The sequence below is a fragment of the Pseudomonas sp. HK3 genome, assembly GCF_052920985.1.
Window position 1 is genome coordinate 668701 of the sequence record NZ_JBREXD010000002.1, and the last position, 23719, is coordinate 692419.

20 protein-coding genes are annotated in these 23719 nt (G+C 42.9%); 2 read left to right on the forward strand and 18 right to left on the reverse strand.

Annotated features, from left to right (window positions below; all coding sequences use genetic code 11):
• The first annotated feature begins 3 nt into the window (after positions 1-3).
• Complete coding sequence (locus ACU6U9_RS14140; protein ID WP_446735881.1) at positions 4-1446, forward strand: cobyric acid synthase; 1443 nt, start codon at positions 4-6, stop codon at positions 1444-1446.
• An 8-nt stretch (positions 1447-1454) separates the two neighbouring features.
• On the forward strand, positions 1455-2198 hold the full coding sequence (locus tag ACU6U9_RS14145; protein ID WP_446735666.1) for a sulfite exporter TauE/SafE family protein: 744 nt from the start codon (positions 1455-1457) through the stop codon (positions 2196-2198).
• Between the two features lie 45 nt (positions 2199-2243).
• Here ACU6U9_RS14145 and mutT read toward each other — a convergent pair whose 3' ends face one another.
• From mutT to ACU6U9_RS14235, 18 genes are all read right to left on the reverse strand, one after another.
• Positions 2244-2642, reverse strand: coding sequence for an 8-oxo-dGTP diphosphatase MutT (gene mutT, locus ACU6U9_RS14150; protein WP_446735667.1), 399 nt, complete (start codon positions 2640-2642; stop codon positions 2244-2246).
• A gap of 79 nt (positions 2643-2721) precedes the next feature.
• A complete protein-coding gene (argJ, locus tag ACU6U9_RS14155) occupies positions 2722-3942 on the reverse strand; it encodes a bifunctional glutamate N-acetyltransferase/amino-acid acetyltransferase ArgJ (protein ID WP_446735668.1) in 1221 nt (406 codons plus the stop codon).
• Positions 3943-3963: 21 nt separating this feature from the next.
• On the reverse strand, positions 3964-6690 hold the full coding sequence (secA, locus tag ACU6U9_RS14160; RefSeq protein WP_446735669.1) for a preprotein translocase subunit SecA: 2727 nt from the start codon (positions 6688-6690) through the stop codon (positions 3964-3966).
• Between the two features lie 98 nt (positions 6691-6788).
• Positions 6789-7721 carry a peptidoglycan DD-metalloendopeptidase family protein gene (locus ACU6U9_RS14165; RefSeq protein ID WP_446735670.1) on the reverse strand — a complete coding sequence of 311 codons (933 nt, stop codon included), beginning with the start codon at positions 7719-7721 and terminating at the stop codon, positions 6789-6791.
• Between the two features lie 143 nt (positions 7722-7864).
• Positions 7865-8776, reverse strand: coding sequence for a UDP-3-O-acyl-N-acetylglucosamine deacetylase (gene lpxC / locus ACU6U9_RS14170; RefSeq protein WP_446735671.1), 912 nt, complete (start codon positions 8774-8776; stop codon positions 7865-7867).
• Between the two features lie 75 nt (positions 8777-8851).
• Positions 8852-10006: a cell division protein FtsZ gene (gene ftsZ / locus ACU6U9_RS14175; protein ID WP_446735882.1), complete on the reverse strand. Its 1155-nt coding sequence runs from the start codon at positions 10004-10006 to the stop codon at positions 8852-8854.
• Between the two features lie 86 nt (positions 10007-10092).
• Positions 10093-11328 (reverse strand): cell division protein FtsA, encoded by a 1236-nt coding sequence (gene ftsA, locus ACU6U9_RS14180; protein ID WP_446735672.1) that lies wholly within the window; start codon positions 11326-11328, stop codon positions 10093-10095.
• A 24-nt stretch (positions 11329-11352) separates the two neighbouring features.
• A complete protein-coding gene (locus tag ACU6U9_RS14185) occupies positions 11353-12102 on the reverse strand; it encodes a cell division protein FtsQ/DivIB (RefSeq protein WP_446735673.1) in 750 nt (249 codons plus the stop codon).
• Entirely contained in the window at positions 12099-13022 is a 924-nt protein-coding gene (locus ACU6U9_RS14190; RefSeq protein WP_446735674.1) for a D-alanine--D-alanine ligase, read from the reverse strand. The genes ACU6U9_RS14185 and ACU6U9_RS14190 overlap by 4 nt, the downstream gene beginning before the upstream one ends.
• Complete coding sequence (gene murC, locus ACU6U9_RS14195; protein ID WP_446735675.1) at positions 13015-14469, reverse strand: UDP-N-acetylmuramate--L-alanine ligase; 1455 nt, start codon at positions 14467-14469, stop codon at positions 13015-13017. The genes ACU6U9_RS14190 and murC overlap by 8 nt, the downstream gene beginning before the upstream one ends.
• Positions 14462-15541: an undecaprenyldiphospho-muramoylpentapeptide beta-N-acetylglucosaminyltransferase gene (murG, locus tag ACU6U9_RS14200; RefSeq protein ID WP_446735676.1), complete on the reverse strand. Its 1080-nt coding sequence runs from the start codon at positions 15539-15541 to the stop codon at positions 14462-14464. Before murG ends, murC begins: the two co-directional genes overlap by 8 nt.
• A complete protein-coding gene (locus ACU6U9_RS14205) occupies positions 15528-15803 on the reverse strand; it encodes an FtsW/RodA/SpoVE family cell cycle protein (protein ID WP_446735677.1) in 276 nt (91 codons plus the stop codon). The genes murG and ACU6U9_RS14205 overlap by 14 nt, the downstream gene beginning before the upstream one ends.
• Positions 15781-16710, reverse strand: a complete 930-nt coding sequence (locus ACU6U9_RS14210; RefSeq protein ID WP_446735678.1) for a peptidoglycan glycosyltransferase FtsW — start codon at positions 16708-16710, stop codon at positions 15781-15783. Before ACU6U9_RS14210 ends, ACU6U9_RS14205 begins: the two co-directional genes overlap by 23 nt.
• Positions 16707-18044 carry a UDP-N-acetylmuramoyl-L-alanine--D-glutamate ligase gene (gene murD, locus ACU6U9_RS14215; RefSeq protein WP_446735679.1) on the reverse strand — a complete coding sequence of 446 codons (1338 nt, stop codon included), beginning with the start codon at positions 18042-18044 and terminating at the stop codon, positions 16707-16709. The genes ACU6U9_RS14210 and murD overlap by 4 nt, the downstream gene beginning before the upstream one ends.
• A 22-nt stretch (positions 18045-18066) precedes the next feature.
• A complete protein-coding gene (gene mraY, locus ACU6U9_RS14220) occupies positions 18067-19149 on the reverse strand; it encodes a phospho-N-acetylmuramoyl-pentapeptide-transferase (protein WP_446735680.1) in 1083 nt (360 codons plus the stop codon).
• Positions 19150-19160: 11 nt separating this feature from the next.
• Positions 19161-20522: a UDP-N-acetylmuramoyl-tripeptide--D-alanyl-D-alanine ligase gene (locus ACU6U9_RS14225; protein WP_446735681.1), complete on the reverse strand. Its 1362-nt coding sequence runs from the start codon at positions 20520-20522 to the stop codon at positions 19161-19163.
• Positions 20519-22003, reverse strand: coding sequence for a UDP-N-acetylmuramoyl-L-alanyl-D-glutamate--2,6-diaminopimelate ligase (locus tag ACU6U9_RS14230; protein WP_446735682.1), 1485 nt, complete (start codon positions 22001-22003; stop codon positions 20519-20521). The genes ACU6U9_RS14225 and ACU6U9_RS14230 overlap by 4 nt, the downstream gene beginning before the upstream one ends.
• Positions 22000-23706, reverse strand: a complete 1707-nt coding sequence (locus ACU6U9_RS14235) for a peptidoglycan D,D-transpeptidase FtsI family protein (RefSeq protein WP_446735683.1) — start codon at positions 23704-23706, stop codon at positions 22000-22002. Before ACU6U9_RS14235 ends, ACU6U9_RS14230 begins: the two co-directional genes overlap by 4 nt.
• Positions 23707-23719: the final 13 nt, after the last annotated feature.

Below are 23719 nucleotides of genomic sequence, written 5' to 3' on the forward strand. Positions count from 1 at the left end.
CTTATGGTGCAAGGCACCACCAGCGATGCTGGTAAAAGTATTCTTGTAGCGGCAATATGCCGTATTTTAGTCCGACACGGTTATCGTGTCGCACCGTTCAAACCGCAAAATATGGCACTTAACAGTGCAGTCACCGCTGATGGCGGCGAAATAGGCCGAGCACAAGCAGTGCAAGCCATGGCCTGTGGTATTGCACCAACCACAGATATGAACCCTGTATTACTAAAACCCAACAGTGATACCGGCGCGCAAGTCATTGTACACGGCAAAGCCGTCGCCAATATGGACGCAATGTATTACCACAATCACAAGCCTAAATTGTTAACCGCCGTCCTTGAGTCACACCAACGCCTTGCAAACGAATATGAATTTGTCATTGTCGAAGGCGCTGGCAGCCCAGCTGAAATTAATTTGCGTGATAGGGATATTGCCAATATGGGGTTTGCTGAAGCCGCCGATTGCCCTGTCATCATTGTGGCAGATATTGATCGCGGAGGCGTATTCGCACATTTAACGGGGACACTCGATTGTTTAAGCGAATCGGAAAAAAATAGAGTAAAAGGATTTGTCATCAATCGCTTCCGCGGTGATATTTCATTACTAGAACCGGGCCTGACTTGGTTAGAAGAAAAAACAGGAAAGCCTGTTTTAGGTGTTATCCCTTATATTGAAAATTTACACATTGAAGCAGAAGACGCGATTCATATAAAAGAGAAAAGCGTGCATGAGAATGTCATTAATATTGTCGTTCCTGTTTTTCCTCGCATCAGTAATCACACAGACTTTGATGCTCTCGCCCTACACCCCAATGTTAATCTTGAATTCATTAAAGACCCAACACGCTTTAACGGTTGCGATTTAATCATTTTGCCTGGCACCAAAAGTGTTCGTCAAGATTACAACTGGCTAGAACAAAGTGGTTGGCTTAAACATATTAATAAACATCTTAGATATGGCGGTAAAATAATCGGTATTTGTGGCGGTTTTCAAATGCTCGGTAATGCAATACATGATCCAAATGGCATTGAAGGCGAAGCTGGCAGTTCAGCCACACTCGGACTTCTTCAGTTTGAAACAACACTTATGCCACAAAAAGCATTGAAGAATGTCTCGGGTCATTTAAAAAGTAATCATGCGAAAGTTCGTGGCTATGAAATTCATGCCGGTGTAAGTAGCGGCAAAGCATTTGAAAACACCTTAATTCAATTAGAAAATCATGAAGATGGTGTAATCAATGATGACAGTAATATCTTTGGCTCTTACATTCATGGCCTTTTTGATGAAAACGATATGCTTGAGTATTTATTAAATTGGGCAGGCCTTAATACCATTGAACACTTCAATTACCAACAACATCAGGCCAATGAATTAGAAAGACTGGCCAATGTCGTTGAAGCAGCAATCCCCCTAAATAAAATAATTACCATTTTAAAGGGCAGTGAATAAGGCTATTTATGGATACTTTATACACATCCGTTTTATTTTGGATATTAGCCATATTGGGTGTTTTACTCACTGGTATTTCTAAGTCAGGCTTTGCAGGTGGTGCCGGAGTGGTTGCCGTTCCTATACTTGCGCTAGTTATGCCCGTGCCACAAGCTGCTGCACTCATGTTACCGCTTCTTATTGTGATGGATATTAAAGCGATACAACTTTATAGGCAGCACATAAACGTAAGCGTATTAATGTCGATCGTACCAGCAGCACTGCTGGGGATATTCATAGGCTCATTATTATTGGCCTATACCAGCGGCACATTTTTACAAATAACACTCGGTGTGATTTCTATTTTATTTGCCAGCTGGCAATCACTCACGCCTTTTTTTGGACGCATGCGCGGAGCCGGTGTTTTGTGGGGCACTATTTCAGGAATAACCAGTACACTCATTCATGCTGGCGGTCCGCCCATTAACATTTATTTAATTGCAAAGGCCTTACCAAAACTAACATGGTTGGCCACCTCTGCGATTTTTTTTGGTACTATGAATGCAGTAAAAGTTATTCCCTATTCATTAACAGGGCAATGGAGTCTAGAGATATTATGGCTATCGCTCATACTCATACCTGCCGCCTACCTAGGAATCTGGTTGGGACATAAAATACAACACCGTTTCAATGAACAACATTTTATGAATATATGCAGAGCATTATTATTTATTTCTGGGGTTTTACTGCTGGCTAAATCTGCACTGCAATAGGTGAGGCATGACTCGCTAAATCACTAATTAGCGAGTAAATATGAATTATTGAGCTTGTTTCAACGCACGAATAATCGGTATGTTCGCCTCAGGGAAGTCATAGCCATCAATTGCTGATAAATCAATCCATTTAGTTTCTTGTCCTTCGGCCCCATGAGCTTCACCGCTAAACTCAGTCACCCTGTAAACGTCCAGTTCAATTAGCTTGTCGCCATAATCATGCTCTAGTTTAATCAAAGGTGTTGTGGTTTTTATTTTAATACCGATTTCTTCTTCTAATTCTCGCGAAAGCGCTTGCTCAGCTGTTTCATCGTGCTCTTTTTTACCACCAGGAAACTCCCACAAACCACCTTGGTGAGCCTGACTAGCACGCTTGGCAATAAATAACCGCTGCCCACACTGAGAAATAATCGCAGCGGCCACTACTTCGATTTTTTTAATCATTTTTTATGTTTCTCATATTTAATAGACAAAAAAAAGCAAGCTTGATGATTTTCACCAAACTTGCTTTATCGTTTCGCTCTTAACTGCGGTAGTCAGCGTTAATCGTTACATAATCGTGAGATAAATCTGTGGTCCAAACCGTTTCACTGGCTTCGCCACGCCCCATATCAACACGAATCGTCAACTCTGCTTGTGCCATAACGTTAGAGCCTGCCGCTTCTGTATAATTGGTCGCGCACGCACCGTTTTCAACAATACAAACATCGTCTAAAAATATATCAATATTTTCAACATTCATGTCACGCACACCACTACGACCCACGGCGGCAAGAATACGCCCCCAGTTCGCATCGGATGCAAACAACGCAGTTTTAACCAAAGGGCTATGCGCTATAGTGTATGCAATACGCAGAGCTTCTTTTGAGTTCTCGCAGTCACGTACATTAATGGCAACAAACTTGGTTGCACCTTCACCATCACGCACGATGGCGTGAGCAAGATATAAAAAAACTTTTTCAAGCTCTGCTTTTAATACCGCATAAAGTGGTTGCTGTGTACTCGTGAGTCTTTCCACATCAACCGTACCACTTGCCATTAGCATGCACGAGTCATTGGTAGATGTATCACCATCAATTGAAATTCGGTTAAACGATTTATTACCTAATTCACTACAAAGAGCTTGAAGTAAGTCTTTATCAACAGGTGCATCGGTTGCAATGAATCCTAGCATGGTGGCCATATTCGGCTTTATCATGCCAGCACCCTTTGAGATGCCCGAAATGCTGATGGTTTTACCTTCAAAATCAAACTGAGTAGAAATACCTTTAGGCTGCGTATCCGTGGTCATAATACCCCGGCTGGCATCAAACCATTTATCCTCTTGTGTATTTTCAAGCGCTTTAGAGATAGCAGGTAAAATCTTGGCCATCGGCAAGCGTTCACCAATTACACCTGTGGAGAAAGGTAGGACCTGCTCAACAGCAACCCCTTTTTCCTTTGCCACCACATGGCAAATCTCAAGCGCATCATCATAACCACCTTTACCCGTACCGGCATTTGCATTGCCAGTATTGATAATAAGATAGCGTGTATGAGCGTCTTGAAGATGCTTTTTGCTAATTTGAACAGGCGCGGCACAAAATGCATTTTCAGTGAAAATACCCGCTGTCGTCGCAGCTTCATCTAATTCAAAAATAACAATATCAGGGCGCGTGGTTTGCTTTACACCTGCATTAGTAAAACCAATTTTAATGCCATCGATTGTATTGAAATTGTCAAATACAGATAAATTAACCGGCATATTTCTACATCCCTTTAAAAATTAGGCAAGCTTGCCGTGACATTGCTTGAACTTCTTACCAGAACCACACGGGCACTGATCATTGCGACCCACTTTTTGGCCATCACGTACAAACGGTTTAACTGAATCGGCATCACTTGCTGGTGCTTCATTTTCTGCCAGCGCTGATGCTGATTCGTGTTCAAACTGCAACGACTGGGCTTCCGCCAAGGCACGGGCTTTATCTTCCATACGTTTTACTTCATCTTCATTTACAAACTGAGTATGAGATAAGAAACGAATCGTTTCGTGCTTAATGTCATTCAATAACTCTTTGAATAAATCAAATGACTCACGCTTATATTCTTGCTTTGGATTCTTCTGAGCATAACCACGTAAGTGAATACCTTGACGTAAGTGATCCATTGTCGCGAGGTGCTCTTTCCATTGATGATCGAGAATTTGCAACATGATATGCTTTTCGATCTGACGCATTCTATCCGCGCCCACCTCGTTTGATTTCTCTTCATAAGCATCAATAATGACTTGCTTGATACGCTGGCGAAGTGTCTCTTCAAACAACGACTTATCTTCCTCTAACCATTGCGATAAAGGCACAGGCAATGCAAATTCAGTCGATAATGCTTTTTCTAAACCCGGAACATCCCACTGCTCAACCATGCTTTGTGGTGGAATATATTGGCTGATGCTCTCATCAATCACATCTTCACGAATCGACTCAATGGTTTCGGCAATTGTATCGGCTTCTAGTAACTCATTACGTTGCTGATAAATGACGCGACGTTGGTCATTGGCCACATTATCGTATTCAAGCAATTGTTTACGCATATCAAAGTTACGACCTTCAACTTTACGCTGCGCTTTTTCAATCGCATTGGATACCATTTTATGTTCGATGGCTTCTCCATCTTTCATGCCCAGTGCTTGCATCAAACGACGTGTACGGTCGCTTGCAAAAATACGCATCAAATTATCTTCTAATGACAAGAAGAAACGCGAAGAACCTGGATCACCTTGACGGCCTGCACGACCACGTAGTTGGTTATCAATACGACGGCTCTCGTGGCGCTCTGTACCTAAAATATGTAAACCACCTGCAGAAATAACGGTGTCATGACGCTCTTGCCAATCCGCTTTTACTTTCACTATTTTGTCGTCATTTGGGTTATTAATCTGCTCGATTTCAAGCTCTAAGTTACCGCCTAATTTAATATCAGTACCACGGCCTGCCATGTTCGTTGCAATCGTCACGACACCAGGACGACCTGCATCGGCAATAATTTGCGCTTCATTAGCATGGTTTTTGGCGTTTAATACGCTGTGTTTTATTTTGGCGGTTTTAAGCGCTTCAGAAATTAATTCGCTGCTTTCAATACTTGCAGTACCCACAAGTACCGGACGATTTATCGCCGTCGCTTCTTCAATCTCTTCAATAACAGCCTGATATTTTTCTTCTTCAGTTAAAAATACAAGGTCATTTAAGTCGATACGAGCAACTGGCTTGTTAGTCGGTATTACCACAACATCTAGGCCATAAATTTCACGAAATTCAAATGCTTCGGTATCAGCTGTACCTGTCATGCCCGAAAGTTTAGTGTACAGGCGGAAGTAATTTTGAAAGGTAGTCGATGCTAATGTCTGGCTCTCAGCCTGAATGCGTACACCTTCTTTTGCTTCAACGGCTTGGTGTAAACCTTCACCCCAACGACGACCAGGCATGGTACGGCCAGTATGCTCATCAACAATAATTACCTGAGAATTTTGCACAATATAATCAATGTTACGTTGATATAAAGTGTGAGCGCGCAAAGCCGAATGTACGTGATGCAACATTAATAAATTACTAGGGGCATACAAACTATCGCCCTCTTGCAACAAGCCAGCTTCTACTAGCATGTCCTCGACCAGTTCGTGGCCAATTTCATTTAGTTCTACACTGCGGCTCTTAAGATCAATAACAAAATGACCTTCTTGCTCAACCACTTCTTCTTCGGTTTCTTTATGCTCAATCAATTTTGGTACAAGTAAATTAATACGCTTATACATTTCAGAGCTATCTTGTGCTGCACCAGAAATAATAAGGGGTGTACGCGCTTCATCGATTAAAATGGAATCCACTTCATCAATTACGGCAAAGGCTAAGCCACGCTGAGCACGCTCATCTTTAGAGTGAGCCATATTGTCGCGTAAATAATCAAAACCAAATTCATTGTTGGTACCGTAGGTGATATCCGCTTGATAGGCTGCTTGCTTTTCTTGTTGGTCTTGTCCAGACAACACGATGCCCACGGTTAAGCCCATAAATTCATAAAGCGGCTTCATCCAGTTTGCATCTCGTGACGCAAGATAATCATTCACCGTAATAACATGAACACCTAAATCTGTTAGCGCGTTCAAGTACACAGCTAAGGTCGCCACTAAGGTCTTACCTTCACCTGTTTTCATTTCTGCAATTTTGCCGTTATGCAGAGTCATACCACCTATTAACTGCACATCAAAATGACGCATACCCATTACGCGCTTACTGCCTTCACGCAAAGCTGCAAATGCCTCGGGTAAAATATCCTCGAGCGTCTCACCTTTCTTAAGACGCTGCTTGAACTCGTCTGTTTTACTTTTTAATTGCGCGTCATCAAGGCTTTCAAAATCAGCCTCAAGTGCATTAATTTTTTCGACAGTTTTACGTAAACGTTTTAACTCTCGTTCGTTTTTACTGCCAAGAACCTTGGCTAAGACTTGAATGAACATGAAAAGATTTCTTATTAACAGTTGTTATTGTGAGAATATTGGATAACGCAATCTATTGATTGCGTTATACCTAAATTAGATAGAGAGGGGAATATATATTATCGGCGAGTGCGATGAATATAGGCAGCTGGGTCAACCGTGCGGCCATTTTTATAAACTTCAAAGTGAACATGCGGCCCAGTTGAACGGCCAGTACTGCCCATTAAAGCGACAACCTGCTCTTTACGAACAACATCGCCTACTTTTACAACTAATTCATTACAGTGCGCATAACGGGTTTTATACCCATTCCCATGGTTCACTTCAACAAGTAACCCATATCCATAACGCTTAGACGCCCAAGTGACGACACCCGAGGCTACCGCAACAATGTCTGATCCAGTTTTACCAGCAAAATCAACTCCGCCATGCCATGCAAGGCGCCCTGTAAAGGGGTCGGTACGCATACCATAACGTGAGGACATCCAACCTTTTTTGATAGGCAAGCCTGCAACAAAGGTATCATTAGTAATTTTTTTCTGGCCAAGAATGCTATCAAGTACTTCTAATTGCTGCTCTCGGTTGTCAATTTGCTCGCTGAGTTCGTCTAGGACGGTAACAATACCAGGTGCTCTATAAACAGAACCAACATCCTGACGAGACGGGCCACCAATCGCAGGAAGCTCACTAAAGTTAAATTCACCTTTATCAAGCTTAGAACGATCAATTAAACGCTCACCAAGTGCATCCAGACGAGTCAAACGTGTTTGTAATTCAGCCATACGCAAAGTTAGACCCACAAGCTGTTCATCAGTCTGCTCGCGAATTTTATTGAGCTCTTTACGTTGTTGAGTAAGGTCTTGTTCCCATGCTTTTGCCGTTTCAGGGCCAAATAAGCCCTCATCTACCAGCATCATGGTGAGGTAATAGCCTGCAGCACCCATTGAGAAAGGTAATACAGCTAAAAGTAGAGTTAAGATCCATCGAGCCACAGGCCCCAAAGATATTGTCTTAGAGCGTCCGTGGCGCTGGCCTACGATAATAATATTCACTCAGCGCGTCCTAAATTTGTTAACTAATGGTCAGCTTAGACTGTACCTAGCTCACAGTATGAGACAAAAATCACACATATACCTAACTTTACGCCACTTTAAAACATAAATAACGGCACCTTACGTGCCGTTACAAATACAGATTAAACCGCTGAAACCGGCTTAGCGTAAGAAATTGGGGCTGCGTCTTCATCATCAAATGACACAAACTCCCAGCATTCAGGCTGTTCTAGTAATGCACGCAGCAGTTGATTGTTCAAGCCATGGCCTGACTTAACACCAACATATTCACCAATTAGACTATGGCCCAATAGATAAAGGTCACCGACTGCATCTAGTATCTTGTGTTTAACGAATTCATCCTCATAGCGAAGACCATCTTCATTAAGCACACGAAAATCATCCACTACGATGGCATTGCTTACACTGCCGCCTAACGCAAGGTTTTGAGAACGTAAATACTCGATATCACGCATAAAACCGAATGTACGGGCTCGACTCACTTCTTTTACAAAAGAGGTGGTTGAGAAGTCTAAACTGGCTACTTGATTCTCAGCATCAAATAACGGGTGATCAAAATCAATAGTAAAGCTGACTTTAAAGCCATTATAAGGCTGGAAGCTAGCTGATTTATCACCATCAGTTACAGTTAAAGGGCTTTTAATGCGAATGAACTGCTTAGCCTTGTTTTGCTCTTCAATACCAGCTGATTGCAATAAAAATACAAATGGGCCAGCACTGCCGTCCATAATCGGCACTTCAGCAGCACTTAACTCGACATAAACATTATCAATGCCAAGGCCTGCCATGGCAGACAGTAAATGCTCGACAGTGGACACTTTGGCAGCGCCATTGCTTAAAGAGGTCGATAATGTGGTATCGCCTACATTCATAGCCTTAGCCTTGATTTCAACGGCTGGCTCTAAATCAGTACGAATAAAGACAATACCCGTATCAACAGGGGCTGGGCGTAAAGTCAAATAGACCTTTTCGCCTGAATGCAAACCAATCCCTGTGGCTCTTATGGTGTTCTTAAGGGTACGTTGTTTAATCATTTATTCTGTCGCTTACTCTTTCACGCCAATCAACTATTATAGTCTGAATAACAGCCATTGGCCAACCGCCAGCAATTAGTCTGCTTGGCGGCGTAAAAATGCAGGGATATCGAGATAATCCATATCCTTGCTGCTATTTGTATCAGGGTTATTCTGATGAGCAGGCTGGGCATTTGAACCACGCATAACAGTAGGACGGTCTAACTTTTTATAGTCGACTGAGCCATCTGGTTTGCTAATAGTGTTATCCACAACCTTTTTTGGTGCAGCCTCTATATTACCAAGGCCCGTCGCAACTACCGTGACTCGTAGCTCATCTGTCATGTTTTCATCGATAACCGTACCCACAACAATGGTCGCGTTATCAGAAGAAAACTCTTCAATCGTATCACCTACTTCAGTGAATTCACCCAAAGATAAGTTCATACCTGCCGTAATATTTACCAATATGCCGCGAGCACCTTGAAGGTTCACATCTTCTAATAATGGGCTGCGAATAGCGGCTTCTGCTGCTTCACGAGCACGGTTTTCACCAGATGATGAACCCGTACCCATCATTGCTTGACCCATTTCAGACATAACGGTTCTCACGTCTGCAAAATCGACGTTAATCATGCCCGGGCGAATAATCAGATCCGCGATGCCTTGTACTGCGCCTAAAAGCACATCATTGGCCGCAGAAAACGCGTCTAATAACGATGTATTTTTGCCCAATACCGATAATAATTTTTCATTTGGAATCGTGATCAAAGAATCCACATGTTTAGCAAGCTCTGCTAAACCACTCTCAGCTGCCGAAATACGCTTGCGGCCTTCAAATGGAAACGGCTTAGTAACGACCGCAACCGTTAAAATACCTAATTCTTTTGCTACTTCAGCAACCACAGGTGCGGCGCCAGTACCTGTACCGCCACCCATACCCGCTGTGATGAATACCATGTCTGCACCATTAAGTGCTTCTGCGATACGCTCACGATCCTCCATAGCGGCCTGACGGCCAACTTCTGGATTAGCTCCGGCACCTAAACCTTTGGTTACCGTTGAGCCTAATTGCAACACTGACCGAGCAGACATATTTTTAAGTGCCTGTGAATCAGTGTTCGCACAAATAAAGTCTACACCTTCAACTTGGCTAGACACCATGTGCTCAACAGCGTTACCGCCACCACCACCTATGCCAACAACCTTAATTACAGCGTTGTGTTGAGGTTCATCTACTAATTCAAACATATCCCCATCTCTTTGCGACATCGCCCTTCTCCTTATAACTTATTATTCTTCAGGCGCTTTACTGCTAATTTAGCACCCATTAAATATTAAAAATTCCCTTTAATCCAATTTTTTACGCGTGCTAGGAAACCAATTGGATCATCTTCCTTTTTTGCGAAGACTAATTCGCCTAACTGATGCTTCGCACCGTAAATCAATAAACCCACAGACGTAGCATAAATAGGATTTGCCACCACGTCTGTTAAGCCTTCCACGCCATGAGGTTTTGCTAACCTCACAGGTACATGAAAAATCTCTTCTGCCAGTTCAACCACGCCCTCCATCATTGATGTTCCTCCGGTTAAAACAATGCCCGCAGCAATCATGTCTTCAAAACCACTGCGTCTTAATTCAGCCTGAATCAGGGTAAATAATTCTTCATACCTAGGTTCAACCACTTCTGCCAATGCTTGACGAGAAAGGTTTCGCGGCGCACGTTCACCCACACTTGGTACTTTTATAAGTTCATCTGCGCCCGCTAATTGAGTTAACGCGCAGGCATACTTAATTTTAATTTCTTCTGCGTGCTGCGTCGGTGTGCGCAACGCCATCGCAATATCATTTGTCACTTGATCACCCGCAATTGGGATGACTGCGGTATGACGAATGGCACCTTCTGTAAATATGGCAATATCAGTAGTACCACCGCCAATATCGACCATGCACACACCCAGCTCTTTTTCATCATCCGTTAACACGGCATAACTTGATGCTAGCTGCTCTAAAATAATGTCATCAATCTCTAAGCCGCAGCGCTGTACACATTTTTCAATATTTTGCGCCGCATTTAGCGCGCCACTAACCATGTGCACTTTGGCTTCTAATCGTACGCCAGCCATGCCTATTGGCTCTTTTATGCCTTCTTGCAGGTCGATCACATATTCTTGCGGCAATACATGCAAAATCCGCTGATCGGCTGGTATTGCGACGGCTTTGGCTGCATCTAATACGCGCTCGATATCTGACTGCTCTACTTCACGATCTTTAATGGCAACAATACCGTGGCTGTTCATTGAACGAATGTGACTGCCTGCAATACCCGCATACACGGAATGTATTTGGCATCCCGCCATTAACTCCGCTTCTTCGATAGCACGTTGAATAGACTGCACAGTGGACTCAATGTTCACCACAACACCCTTTTTAATGCCTCTTGATGGGTGACTACCTACACCCACTACCTTGATCGTTCCATTAGGCGATACTTCACCCACTATGGTGACAATTTTAGATGTTCCAATATCAAGGCCAACTATCAATTTACTTTCTGCAGTTGTATTCATTACTCTTCTCTTTTTATCCTGCATCTATCCTTGTGCCTGACCAATGGAATCTTTCCAAGCCACTGCAAACCCCTGTTCATAGCGCATATCAATACGATTAATTCGCGCTAAATCAAACTGTTCTATTACTCTGTCTAGCTGTTGCAAGCCATTCATGGCGGTCGTGCTGCCCAACCATATGGTTAATCCTGTTTTATAATGCAGTAACCAGCCTGCCGATGAATGCTTGATTCCTACCAATTCAATTTGATGACGCTTTCCCCAACGGTTAAAAAGTAAAAAATGCTGCATCACCATTTTACTTTCTTGGCTGCCTCCGTTGAGCTTTGGCAACTGCAACTGCTTTAAAGCAACCGGCAGAATATCGCCATTTTCGCTCAACATGCTTCTGTCATTCCAAATAGCAACTGGGCGCTCTTCTTCAATATCTACCTTCAACGTATCAGGCCATACTTTTTCAACACTCACCTGCGACACCATGACCATACTATGCAGTTGATTTTTTATGGCGTTTACGTCGAGTGTCACATAACCATCAGGAAACCATTGTCCAATTTGCTCACTAATCATTTGCTTGGTTACGTGTTCTAAATTTTCGTTAACCTGCAATTGAATAACGTGTTTGTTTACCGTTTGCAAAAGAAGCAACACCACCGCCACTAAAATAGACATGACCGTCACCCCGATCGAAATCGGTTTTAGTAAACCCGTCATATCAGGGGTTACAAAAAACGTTTTTTTAGGGGCTTGCCGCGTTGCGCCTTTTCCTTTCATCGCTCGACTGCTGCCAATATTTCGATAACTAATTGTTTAAATTCAATACCAGCTGCTTTTGCTGCCATGGGCACAAGGGAGTGACCTGTCATCCCTGGCACGGTGTTAACTTCAATTAACCAAAACACTTCATTTTCATCTTGCATGACATCCACACGACCCCAACCTTTACAATCTAGCGATTCATAAGCTTTTAACGCCAGCATTTGTAACTCTAATTCTTTTTCTGCACTTAATCCGCAGGGCAGTAAATACTCAGTGTCGTCTTGAATGTATTTTGCATCGTAGTCATAAAATTCATTTGCAGGTTTTAATTGAATAGCCGGCAATGGCTTACCATTTAAAATACCAACTGTGAATTCTTTACCTGTGATGAATTGCTCCGCCAAAACAGGTGAGCCTGTATTAAACGCTGCATCAAATGCGCCAGATAACTCAACATCTGCTTTTACTTTAGAAATACCAATACTTGACCCTTCTAAAGCAGGCTTAACCATTAATGGAAAACCGGTCTCGTTAGAAAACACAGTTAACTCATCAACCGTGTTTGCTAAAACAAATCGAGGGGTTGGCAAATTCAAACCTTGCCAGATAAGTTTTGTACGCCACTTATCCATACAAATGGCACTGGCTTTTACACCACTGCCGGTATAAGGAAGCCCATAGAATTCTAATAACCCTTGCACTGTGCCGTCTTCACCGCCCACTCCGTGCAATGCAATGAAAGCCACATCGACATTATGCTCATTCAATTGCCCAATTAAATTATCTTTTGAGTCAATTTTAACTACGTCTATGTTTTGTGCTTTGAGCGCTTCATAAATAGCACTTCCGCTATTAAGTGATACTTCGCGCTCAGCGCTATTACCACCTAACAACACCGCGACTTTACCAAATTGATGAGGATGATTATTAGCCATCAATGCTCTCCAATAAATCGGGTAATTCTTGCGTCAACTGAAGCGCTAAAGCGCCAACATTACCCGCGCCTTGCGTCATTAAAATATCACCAGGCTTTAAAATATCTTTTAGTATTGGCTTAACATCCGCACCACGCTCTATAAAAATTGGGTCTATGCGTCCTCGCTGACGAATACTGCGGCAAAGAGAACGACCATCCGCACCCGGAATTTCATCTTCACCAGCAGGGTAAACATCTAATAAAAGTAATACATCGACATCACTTAGCACACGAACAAAGTCTTCATATAAATCACGTGTGCGCGTATAACGATGAGGCTGAAACATCATGACTAAACGATTATTAGGCCAACCCTTACGGATCGCTTGAATGGTGACATCCACTTCTGTTGGGTGATGACCATAATCATCGACCAACATAACTTCACCGTCACCCAATTTAAATTCACCACATACTTGAAAGCGTCGACCCACACCTTGGAATTTTTCCAACGCGCGAATAATAGCCTCATCAGCAATGCCTTCATCTGTCGCGACAGCAATCGCAGATAACGCATTTAAAACGTTATGTCGCCCAGGCATACGTAACTTAATAGTTAAGTCTTTATGGCTCGCAGGACGCTTGGCTGTAAATGTTGTAAATATACCTTCTTGAGTAATGTCTTGCGCATAAAAATCGGCACTTTCATCAATGCCATAGGTCAATACTGGACGATTCACTTCAGGTAAAATACTTCTGACGGTTTCATCGTCGACACATAAAACAGCCAAACCATAAAAGGGTAGATTATGAAGAAAATCCACAAAGGTTTTTTTCAACTGATTAAAGTCACCACCATAAGTATCCATATGGTCAGCTTCGATATTGGTAACAATTGAAACCATTGGCTGTAAATGTAAAAACGACGCGTCTGACTCATCTGCTTCAGCCACTAAATAACGACTCGCGCCTAATTGTGCATTTGTTCCTGCACTGGTTAAGCGCCCACCGATCACAAATGTAGGGTCTTTATCACCTTCTGCCAATATCGATGCGACCAAGCTAGTGGTCGTGGTTTTACCGTGTGTACCCGCAATCGCAATACCATGGCGGTAACGCATAAGCTCAGCCAGCATTTCAGCACGGCGTACAATGGGAATACGATGCTCTGTTGCATATTGGATTTCAGGGTTTGCATGATTAATGGCCGTTGATACAACCACAACATCCGCATCGATAACATTTTGCTTTTGGTGGCCTAAATAAATAATCGCACCTAATGATTGTAAGCGATCAGTTACCGGTGATTGACGTAAATCAGAACCGCTTATTTCATAACCTTGGTTTAACAATACCTCTGCAATGCCGCACATACCAACGCCACCAATACCGATGAAATGGATACGACGAATACGACGCATCTCTGGTATTTCCCAACGCTGTACAACTTTATTTTTATCAGACATTGACGGCCTCAATACAATACTTTGCAACCACTTTAGCCGAATCTGGTTTGGCTAATGATCTTGCTGCTTTTGACATTTCTAATAACAACTCGCGATTACTCTGCAAGTGATTTAATTCTTCTAATAAATTCTGTGCGCTCAATTCAGCTTGGGGCTTTAATTTAGCCGCACCAGCATCCACTAAGAACTGGCCATTTGCCGTTTGATGATCATCCACCGCAAACGGATAAGGTACTAAAATAGAAGCAACACCAGCAGCCATCATTTCACTAACAGTTAGTGCACCGGAGCGACATACAACCACATCGGCCCACTCATAGGCCTTGGCCATATCCGCAATAAAGTCACTCACTTTAACATCTATAATGCCAGCAGACTGATAACCAGACTTAACAGCCTCATAATTACGTTTACCTGCCTGATGCCAAACATTAATATGTTTTGCATCCATCGCCATAACGTCAATCATCACATTATTAATACCAACTGCACCTAAGCTGCCACCGACCACTAAAACATTTAATTTTTCACTGTGCTCGGCTAATCGTTTTTCGGGCGCTGCAATCGCCACAATCGACTGACGCACAGGATTACCGACGCTCTTAGCATTTTTCTTCTGTGGAAATGTCCCTTCAAATGCCTGCAACAAATATTTCGCCAAACCACTTAAAATAGAATTGGTCATTCCTGGAATCGCGTTTTGCTCATGAATAACCAATGGCACACGTAAAATATACGCCATTAAACCACCAGGACCAGATGCAAAACCGCCCATACCCAATGCCATAACCGGCTTTACTTGACGGTAAACTTTTAATGTTTGCCATAAAGCACGCAAAATTTGTAAAGGTGCCAACATGGCTTTTAATATGCCACTGCCACGCAATCCAGTAACCGAAATACGATGCAAGGTATAACCCGCATCTGGCACAAGGTCATTTTCAATACCTTTAACACTGCCTAACCAATGTACAGTATAACCTTTTATTTTTAATTCTTTTGCAACACTCATCGCAGGAATTACATGTCCGCCGGTGCCACCTGCCATAATCATCACGTTACCTTTTGACATTTGCACTCTCCATTTCGTGATGAACTCGCAACAACAAACCAAGAGCAATACAGCATGCAATTAAACTTGATCCACCATAACTGACAAACGGCAACGTTAAGCCTTTTGTTGGTAACAATCCCATATTAACACCTAGGTTAATAAACCCCTGAAAGCCAATCAGTAAACCCATGCCATAAGCAACAAAGGCGGCGAAATATTGCTGGCTTTCATATGCTCTGCGACCCAGTTTCATCGCTTTAGTAAAAATAAAAATAAACAAACCAATAATAAGTCCTGCACCCTAACAAACCGGTTTCTTCTGACCATATTGCAAATACAAAGTCAGTATGCGCTTCGGGTAAGTAAAATAACTTTTGGATACTATTACCAAGGCCGACACCCGAAAACTCACCTCGACCAAAAGCAATTAAGCTTTGCGTGAGCTGATAACCACTCCCGTAGACGTTTTCTTGCGTCCAAGGCTCCCAATAACCCGTAAGACGTTTTAACCGATACGGCTGAGATAACAAAATTAAAATTGAGGCCCCGACTACTACAATGGCCGTTAATATAAATTGACTGGCTTTTACACCACCTAAAAACAGCAATGCTAAACTCGCCAGCATTAACACCACGACTGCACCAAAATCAGGTTCAAGTAATAACAGTACCGCTAGCAATGCCAAAACAAACAGCGGTTTAATAAAACCAGACCACTTTGACTGCACTTCGTCTCTACGACGATCTAAATAACTGGCCATATATAAAACGGTTGCAAGTTTGGCGAACTCACTAGGCTGAACATTCATAAACCCCAATGAAACCCAACGCATACTGCCATTCACTTCACGACCAATACCCGGAATGACAACCATCACTAAACTAATTAACGCCAATAGTATGAGAACACCACTCATTTTACGTACCCATTCTAACGGGACATGGGCAACTAAAAACGCAGTGATCGCACCCAGTATTAAATAAATACCATGACGAAAACTGATATATAAGTTGTTATCAAACTGACGCTGCGCCCAATCCATACTGGCGGATGTCACCATTAACCAACCTATAGATGCTAAAATCACAACCGCCCACAATAAGCTACGATCCACAATGATGGATTGCTTAAAATCAAACTGCTGCCAAACCGGCACGGTTTGCGTGGTGCGAGTAGCCGAACTCATAGGCCCTCCACCAGTTTCACAAAGGTCTCACCTCTGTGCTCAAAACTTTTAAACATGTCAAAACTGGCACACGCGGGTGATAATAAAATTGCATCACCTTTTGTTGCACTTGAGTGTGCTTTTTCAAATGCATCTGCAAAACCAGACGCCATAACAATATCAGCAGAACCCGCTAAAGCACGCTCAATATTGTGACGGTCTTGCCCATACAACACTAAGGTATCAACAAATTCACTAACCGCTGATTGTAGAAAATTAAAATCGGCATCTTTACCCACGCCACCAGCCATAAGTATCAACTTACCACTAATATCTGGCCCTAAACCGTCTAATGCAGCGAGCGTGGCGCCCACATTTGTGCCTTTCGAATCATTATAAAAATCAACACCTGCTTTCTGCCCAACCCACTGACAACGATGCTCAAGCCCCGGGAACTGCTGCAAGGTGCTCAACATGCTCTCCATGCTAATACCTGCAGCCTCACCCAATGCCAATGCCGCTAATGCATTACTACGGTTATGACTGCCTTTTATTTTTAGCTGCTCACAATTTAATAAAGCAAAATCGCCTTTTGCTAAAAAGAGCACTCCATTTTGATTAATAACACCAAACTCTTCAGCCTTGGGCGAATTTAAAGTAAACCCTATTTTTTTCTCTGGCTGCTTTAACTGCGGCAAAGAGAGCGCATCATCTAAATTAATAACGCCGTACTTACAGCCATTAAATATAAGATGCTTTGATAAATAATATTCGTTATAGCTCTCATAGCGATCTAGATGATCTGGGCTTATGTTTAACACCGTTGCAGCCAGCGCATTCAAATTAGATGTTGCTTCAAGCTGAAAGCTGCTTAATTCCATGACATACAAATCAACATCATCGGCAATAAGGTCTAACGCTGGCGTGCCTAAGTTACCGCCTATCGCCGTATTCAACCCAGCGTTTTGCCCCATAAGGCCCACTAAACTGGTGACGGTACTTTTTGCATTCGACCCTGTAATGGCTAAAACAGGTGCCTTGGCATAATCAGCAAATACTTGAATATCGCTGACTACCTCAACACCATGATCAATCGCAGCTTTAATTTCGGGTGTCGCTAAAGGTAATCCTGGGCTGACAACAATTTTCTGTGCGCCAAACAAAACATCATTATTTAACGCGCCCAAGTACAATGTAACGCTTGGAAAGTTTTGCTGTATTTGCTTTGCATATGGAGGCTGTTCACGAGTGTCCATGGCCACCACAGCGATATTACGTGCAGCAAAAAAAGCAACAACCGAGTAACCGGTTTTGCCTAAACCTACAACGACAACAGGTTTTGCTTTCACATTCATGTATTCAACTTCCCAATGGATACTATCGAATCTTCAGTGTGGCCATACCAATCAATACTAAGAACAAAGTAATGATCCAGAAACGCACAATGACTCGAGGTTCAGGCCAACCCTTTAATTCAAAATGATGATGCAGCGGTGCCATTCTAAAGATTCGTTTACCTGTCATTTTAAACGAAGCAACTTGCAAAATAACGCTAACGGTTTCAGCAACAAAAATACCGCCCATGATAAATAACAATATTTCTTGGCGAACAATCACGGCTAAAACGCCCAGCGCTGCGCCCAAAGCTAGTGAACCTACATCACCCATAAATACTTGAGCTGGGTAAGTGTTAAACCACAAAAAGCCAATGCCGGCTCCCACTAACGCACCACAAAAAATGGTTACCTCACCAGTCCCTTCTAAGTAAGGCAAAAACAAATACTCAGCAAAATTAACATTACCCACTAAATACGCACACGCACCAAGTGCACCGCCTACCATTACCGTTGGTAAAATAGCCAAACCATCTAAACCATCGGTTAAGTTAACCGCATTAGAGCTACCCACAATCACTAGATAAGTCAGTACGATATAAAACAAGCCAAGCTCAATCGCCACATCTTTAAAGAAAGGCACTATTAAAATGGTTTCGGCTGGTGATGTTGCGGTCATATACAAGAAAATACCTGCGGCTAATGCAATAATACTTTGCCAAAACATTTTCCAACGGGCAGGTAATCCTCGCGAATTTTTTTGCACGACTTTTCGATAATCATCTATAAAACCAACAAGACCTGTGGCGAGTGTTACCAATAAAACAACCCAAACATAACGATTCTCTAAGTCGCCCCATAGTAAAGTACTCACAGATATCGCTAATAAAATAAGCGTGCCACCCATAGTCGGTGTACCCGCTTTACTCAAATGAGACTTCGGACCATCATCACGCACAGATTGACCGATCTGATTCTCCTGTAGCTTGCGAATCAAGTACGGGCCAAAACATAATGCGATCATAAGCGCCGTTAACGTGGCAAATATTGCACGGAACGTTAAGTAATTCACGACGGCAAAGCCCGTGTGATACTGCTGTAAAAATTCCCCTAGCCAAAGCAACATATGGGTGTCCTCTAATTATTCTTAGTATCTTGTATAATTTCATTTACAACGCGGTCCATGTGAGCACTGCGCGAACCTTTTACTAAAACGGTCACGTTTTCTTTTAGCTTCTGCTTTAAGAATCGAACTAAATTATCGTGACTGGCAAACCAATGGGCATTATCACCAAACGCATCCGCCGCTTTACGACTAAACTCACCTAATGCAAAAAACTCATCAATATTCGCTTCACGGGCATAAGCCCCCATTTCTGCATGAGCAAGTTGGGTTTCCACACCAAGCTCAGCCATATCTCCCAATACAAAAATGCTATGGCCTTTGCGGCTACTTAATACATCCATCGCTGCACGTACCGATGCAGGGTTTGCATTATAACTATCATCAATTACAACACTGCCATTAACACCAGGCTTTTCAATTAAACGCCCTTCAACACCTTCGAATGCCTGCAAACCTGTTACGATATTTGCCAAGCTCATTTGTAAGCCATGACATGCGGCAGCCGAGGCTAAAGCATTAAATACGTTATGTTGTCCCATCACTTTTAAATGCACTTGCGCTGTTTTGCCTTCGATATTTAAATCAAAATCACAGCAACCGGTTTCGTTAACACTAATATTGCTAGCTTGAACATCCGCATGCTCGCTTTCACCAAAGCTAATAACGCGGCGCTGACCGGCTCGCGCTTTCCATGTATCAAAGTGAGGGCTATCGGCATTTAATACTGCAATGCCGTCATCACTTAATGCATCAATAATTTCACCTTTTGTACGCACAATGGTTTCCAGACTGCCAAAACCTTCTAAATGCGCGCTTCCGGCGTTAGTTAAAATCGACACCGTTGGTTTCGCTAGCTGTGATGTGTACGCAATTTCGCCTTCGCCACTGGCCCCTAATTCGATAACCGCGTAATCATAAGTATGATTCAAACGCAGTAATGTCAGTGGGCCGCCAATATGATTATTTAAATTACCACGAGTCACTAAAACTTCATTTTGCTGACGCAACAACGTTGCCATCATGCCTTTTACTGTGGTTTTACCGCTGCTACCTGTAATCGCAATCACATCACGATTAAATTTTTGTCGATTATAAAGCGCTAAGCGCCCGAGTGCTTCTGTGGTATCGGCCACTTGCAAGAAAGGCGTTGAAATATCCATTTGCTTGCTTATTAAAACCGCACACGCGCCTTTATCAATCGCTTGCTTAACATAATCGTGACCATCAAGACGGTTGCCAACAAGCGCGACGTATAGGTCACCCGGTTGCAGAGTTCGCGTATCAATACTCACAAATTGAAACGGCACATTCGCACCGCGATGCTTGGCCTGAAGAAACTCGGCCACTTCAGCTAATCGTACCGACCCAATCATGCTTGACTCCCCAACTGCAATACACTTTTAGCTTCTTCCGCGTCACTAAAGTAACGACGCTGCCCATTTATTTCTTGATAATCTTCATGGCCTTTGCCTGCAATAATCACAATGTCATCATTACTGGCTTGAGTAATTGCACGTTTAATTGCTTGTGCGCGATCCACTTCAATTACATAATTACCTGAAAGCCCATCAACCATCTGTTCACAAATCGTCAAAGGATCTTCACTGCGAGGGTTATCACTGGTGATAATTGTTTTATCCGCATTTTGCAGCGCAATATTACCCATTAGGCTTCGCTTACCCGCATCGCGATCACCACCACAACCGACAATCAAGGTTATTTGACCCGTGGTATGTTGTTTAATAGCCATCAGTATTTGTTCTAATGCATCGGGTGTATGAGCGTAATCCACCAATACAATAGGCTGCTGCGCGTTAACACTAATATGTTGCATGCGCCCGGGCACAGCTTGTAATGCACCGCTTGCCTGAATAATGTCACTAAAGTTAAAGCCCATTTTTAAACAACATAAAATGGCGGCGGCTACATTTTCTGCATTAAATTTTCCAAATAATGGCAAGCTCACGACTACGGATTCAGTTTGCCAAGTGAACTGTACGTCCATACCCTGTTCGTGCATTTTAATTAATTCGAAACGTAAATCCGCATTATCAAGTTGCCCGTAAAAAACAGGCTTCACATAACTTTTTTGTGCTAATGATTGCGCAAAATCATCATCGGCATTAATAACGACAAACTTAAGCTCAGGGCGTGTAAATAAAAGCGCTTTCGCTTCGCCATACGCGTCCATTGTGCCGTGGTAATCTAAATGGTCTCGGCTTAGGTTTGAGAAAACGGCACCAGAAAATGCAACGCCAGCCAAACGATTTTGCTCTAAACCGTGACTGGATACTTCCATCGCAACCGATTTATAATCTTCTGATAACTCGCTTAATACATGATGCAATTTCTCTAACGGCAACGTTGTCATTCCAGAGGGTATAAGATTATCCCACTGACCATACCCAACCGTTCCCATCACTGCACACTGGCCATTTAACTCATTAAGCAACTGAGCTAAATAAAAACTAATAGATGACTTACCGTTGGTGCCCGTTATACCAACAACCTGCATATCAAGCTGCGACTGATACAAACACTGCGCCAGCACATTACCAGCAGTCGCCATAATATCGCTCACAAAAACGTAAGGCACTGCCTCAACTGAAGCATCAGGGATGAATTGCTGGCTCAGTTTTTCATCAACAACAATAACTGACGCACCATTATTTATTGCTTGGGTAATATATACAGACTCATTGCCTGCCACTGAAGGCAGAACAAAAAAAGCATCCCCTTGCGAAACCTCACGACTATCGAAACAAATGTTCTGTATTTCAAGATCGAACAAACCCTGAGGAAGTGATTCAACCCAGGGTTTCAATACAGCAAGCGGCTGATTAAATACAATCACTGAAGCCTCCCCGCGATAAACTTATCTTCAAAGATAGTGGGCGTAACATTCAATAAACGTAAGCTAGATTGTGTTACTCGCGAAAAAATAGGCGCTGCTACTTCACCACCATAATACTCTCGGCCATTAGGTTCATCTATCACTACAATCGTAACAATTCTTGGGTTATCGGCAGGAGCGATACCAGCAAATAAAGATAAGTAACGCTCGTCTTCATAACCATTGACGCCCACTTTGTGTACCGTTCCTGTTTTACCCGCGACAGGATAACCTTCTACATGGGCACGACGGGCAGTGCCTTTTGGACCCACAACACTTTCCAACATACCAACAACATCATTAGCTACTTTTTCTGACATAACACGCGTCCCTTTTTCTGGGTTTCTGCGCACTAATGTAAGAGGTTGCTTCACGCCACCATTCGCTAATACTTGATAAGCTTGCGCTAGCTGCAAAGGCGTTACCGCCAAGCCATAACCATAAGAAAGCGTGGCGCTTTGCAGGCGATTCCAATTATTATTTTCTACTGCCACTTTACCACTGTGCTCGCCGGGCAAACCTAAACCAACAGGCTTACCAAGGCCCACTTTCTGATAAAAACCCCACAGATTTTCACCGCCTAATTTAATCGCTAACTTACTTACTGCCACGTTACTTGATTTGGTTAGCACACCCGTAATATCCAACTCACCATAATCACGATGATCACGAATTGTTTTGCGTCCTACGCGTAAATACCCTGGATGAGTATTAATGATACTGTCTTTTTTAATCTCGCCAGCCATAAGCGCTGCCGCTATAGTGAAAGGCTTCACAGTTGAACCGGGCTCAAAAATATCGGTAACACTGCGATTACGCACACTGGCCGCTTTTAATTCAGCGCGATTATTTGGGTTAAACGCAGGTTGATTAACAAGGGCTAAAATTTCACCGCTTTTAACATCAACCATTAGTAACGAACCCGCTTTTGCACCATGCTGCTGTACAGAGGCCTTTAACTCACGATAGGCTTGGTACTGCAAACGTAAGTCGATGCTCAACATTAGTTCGCTGCCAGGCTCAGCGGCTTTCATGACACCCAAGTCTTTTACTAGACGACCTAGGCGATCCTTAATAACACGTCCCTTGCCTGGTGTGCCTTGCAACCAAGCATCGTAAGCTAACTCAACACCTTCAATTCCGTGCTCATCAATATTGGTAAAGCCAACCACGTGACTTGCCACTTCAGCCGCAGGATAATAGCGTTTAAATTCTTGCTGAATACCAATACCCGCCAAGCTTAAATCAGCAATGTCTTTTGCCATTGCTGGGTTCATGTGTCGCTCTAAATAAATAAATTCTTTCGATTTGTTTTTTTGAATACGTGAATTTAATTGTGAAGCCGTCATATTCAACAATGGCGCTAACGCTGAAATATTAACCTGATCTTTAATAATCTGTTTTGGGTTCGCCCAAATGCTTTTAACTGGCGTACTCACCGCGAGTGGTTCGTTATTACGATCCACAACCATGCCACGATAAGCATCAATATTGTGCTCACGCACTGTTCGCTTAGCACCTTCCACCTGTAAAAAATCAGTTTCAAATACCTGTAGCTGGGCAAGGCGAACAAACAACGCAGCAAACAACAGTAAGCCAGCACCAAGCACCGTATAATGGCGCCAGCGATTGCTGGTTTGTTCATATTTGTTTTTGCTAGCCATTAAATTACTGCTC

Bases quoted from the DNA above. Each gene is read 5' to 3' on its own strand.
- ACU6U9_RS14210 (WP_446735678.1), bottom strand. From the start codon at position 16,710: ATGAGTTCGGCTACTCGCACCACGCAAACCGTGCCGGTTTGGCAGCAG.
- ACU6U9_RS14185 (WP_446735673.1), bottom strand. From the start codon at position 12,102: ATGAAAGGAAAAGGCGCAACGCGGCAAGCCCCTAAAAAAACGTTTTTT.
- secA (WP_446735669.1), bottom strand. From the start codon at position 6,690: ATGTTCATTCAAGTCTTAGCCAAGGTTCTTGGCAGTAAAAACGAACGA.
- ACU6U9_RS14190 (WP_446735674.1), bottom strand. From the start codon at position 13,022: ATGGCTAATAATCATCCTCATCAATTTGGTAAAGTCGCGGTGTTGTTA.
- ACU6U9_RS14225 (WP_446735681.1), bottom strand. From the start codon at position 20,522: ATGATTGGGTCGGTACGATTAGCTGAAGTGGCCGAGTTTCTTCAGGCC.
- mraY (WP_446735680.1), bottom strand. From the start codon at position 19,149: ATGTTGCTTTGGCTAGGGGAATTTTTACAGCAGTATCACACGGGCTTT.
- ftsZ (WP_446735882.1), bottom strand. From the start codon at position 10,006: ATGTTTGAATTAGTAGATGAACCTCAACACAACGCTGTAATTAAGGTT.
- ACU6U9_RS14145 (WP_446735666.1), top strand. From the start codon at position 1,455: ATGGATACTTTATACACATCCGTTTTATTTTGGATATTAGCCATATTG.
- mutT (WP_446735667.1), bottom strand. From the start codon at position 2,642: ATGATTAAAAAAATCGAAGTAGTGGCCGCTGCGATTATTTCTCAGTGT.
- murC (WP_446735675.1), bottom strand. From the start codon at position 14,469: ATGTCTGATAAAAATAAAGTTGTACAGCGTTGGGAAATACCAGAGATG.
- argJ (WP_446735668.1), bottom strand. From the start codon at position 3,942: ATGCCGGTTAATTTATCTGTATTTGACAATTTCAATACAATCGATGGC.
- ftsA (WP_446735672.1), bottom strand. From the start codon at position 11,328: ATGAATACAACTGCAGAAAGTAAATTGATAGTTGGCCTTGATATTGGA.
- ACU6U9_RS14235 (WP_446735683.1), bottom strand. From the start codon at position 23,706: ATGGCTAGCAAAAACAAATATGAACAAACCAGCAATCGCTGGCGCCAT.
- lpxC (WP_446735671.1), bottom strand. From the start codon at position 8,776: ATGATTAAACAACGTACCCTTAAGAACACCATAAGAGCCACAGGGATT.
- ACU6U9_RS14140 (WP_446735881.1), top strand. From the start codon at position 4: ATGGTGCAAGGCACCACCAGCGATGCTGGTAAAAGTATTCTTGTAGCG.
- murD (WP_446735679.1), bottom strand. From the start codon at position 18,044: ATGAATGTGAAAGCAAAACCTGTTGTCGTTGTAGGTTTAGGCAAAACC.
- murG (WP_446735676.1), bottom strand. From the start codon at position 15,541: ATGTCAAAAGGTAACGTGATGATTATGGCAGGTGGCACCGGCGGACAT.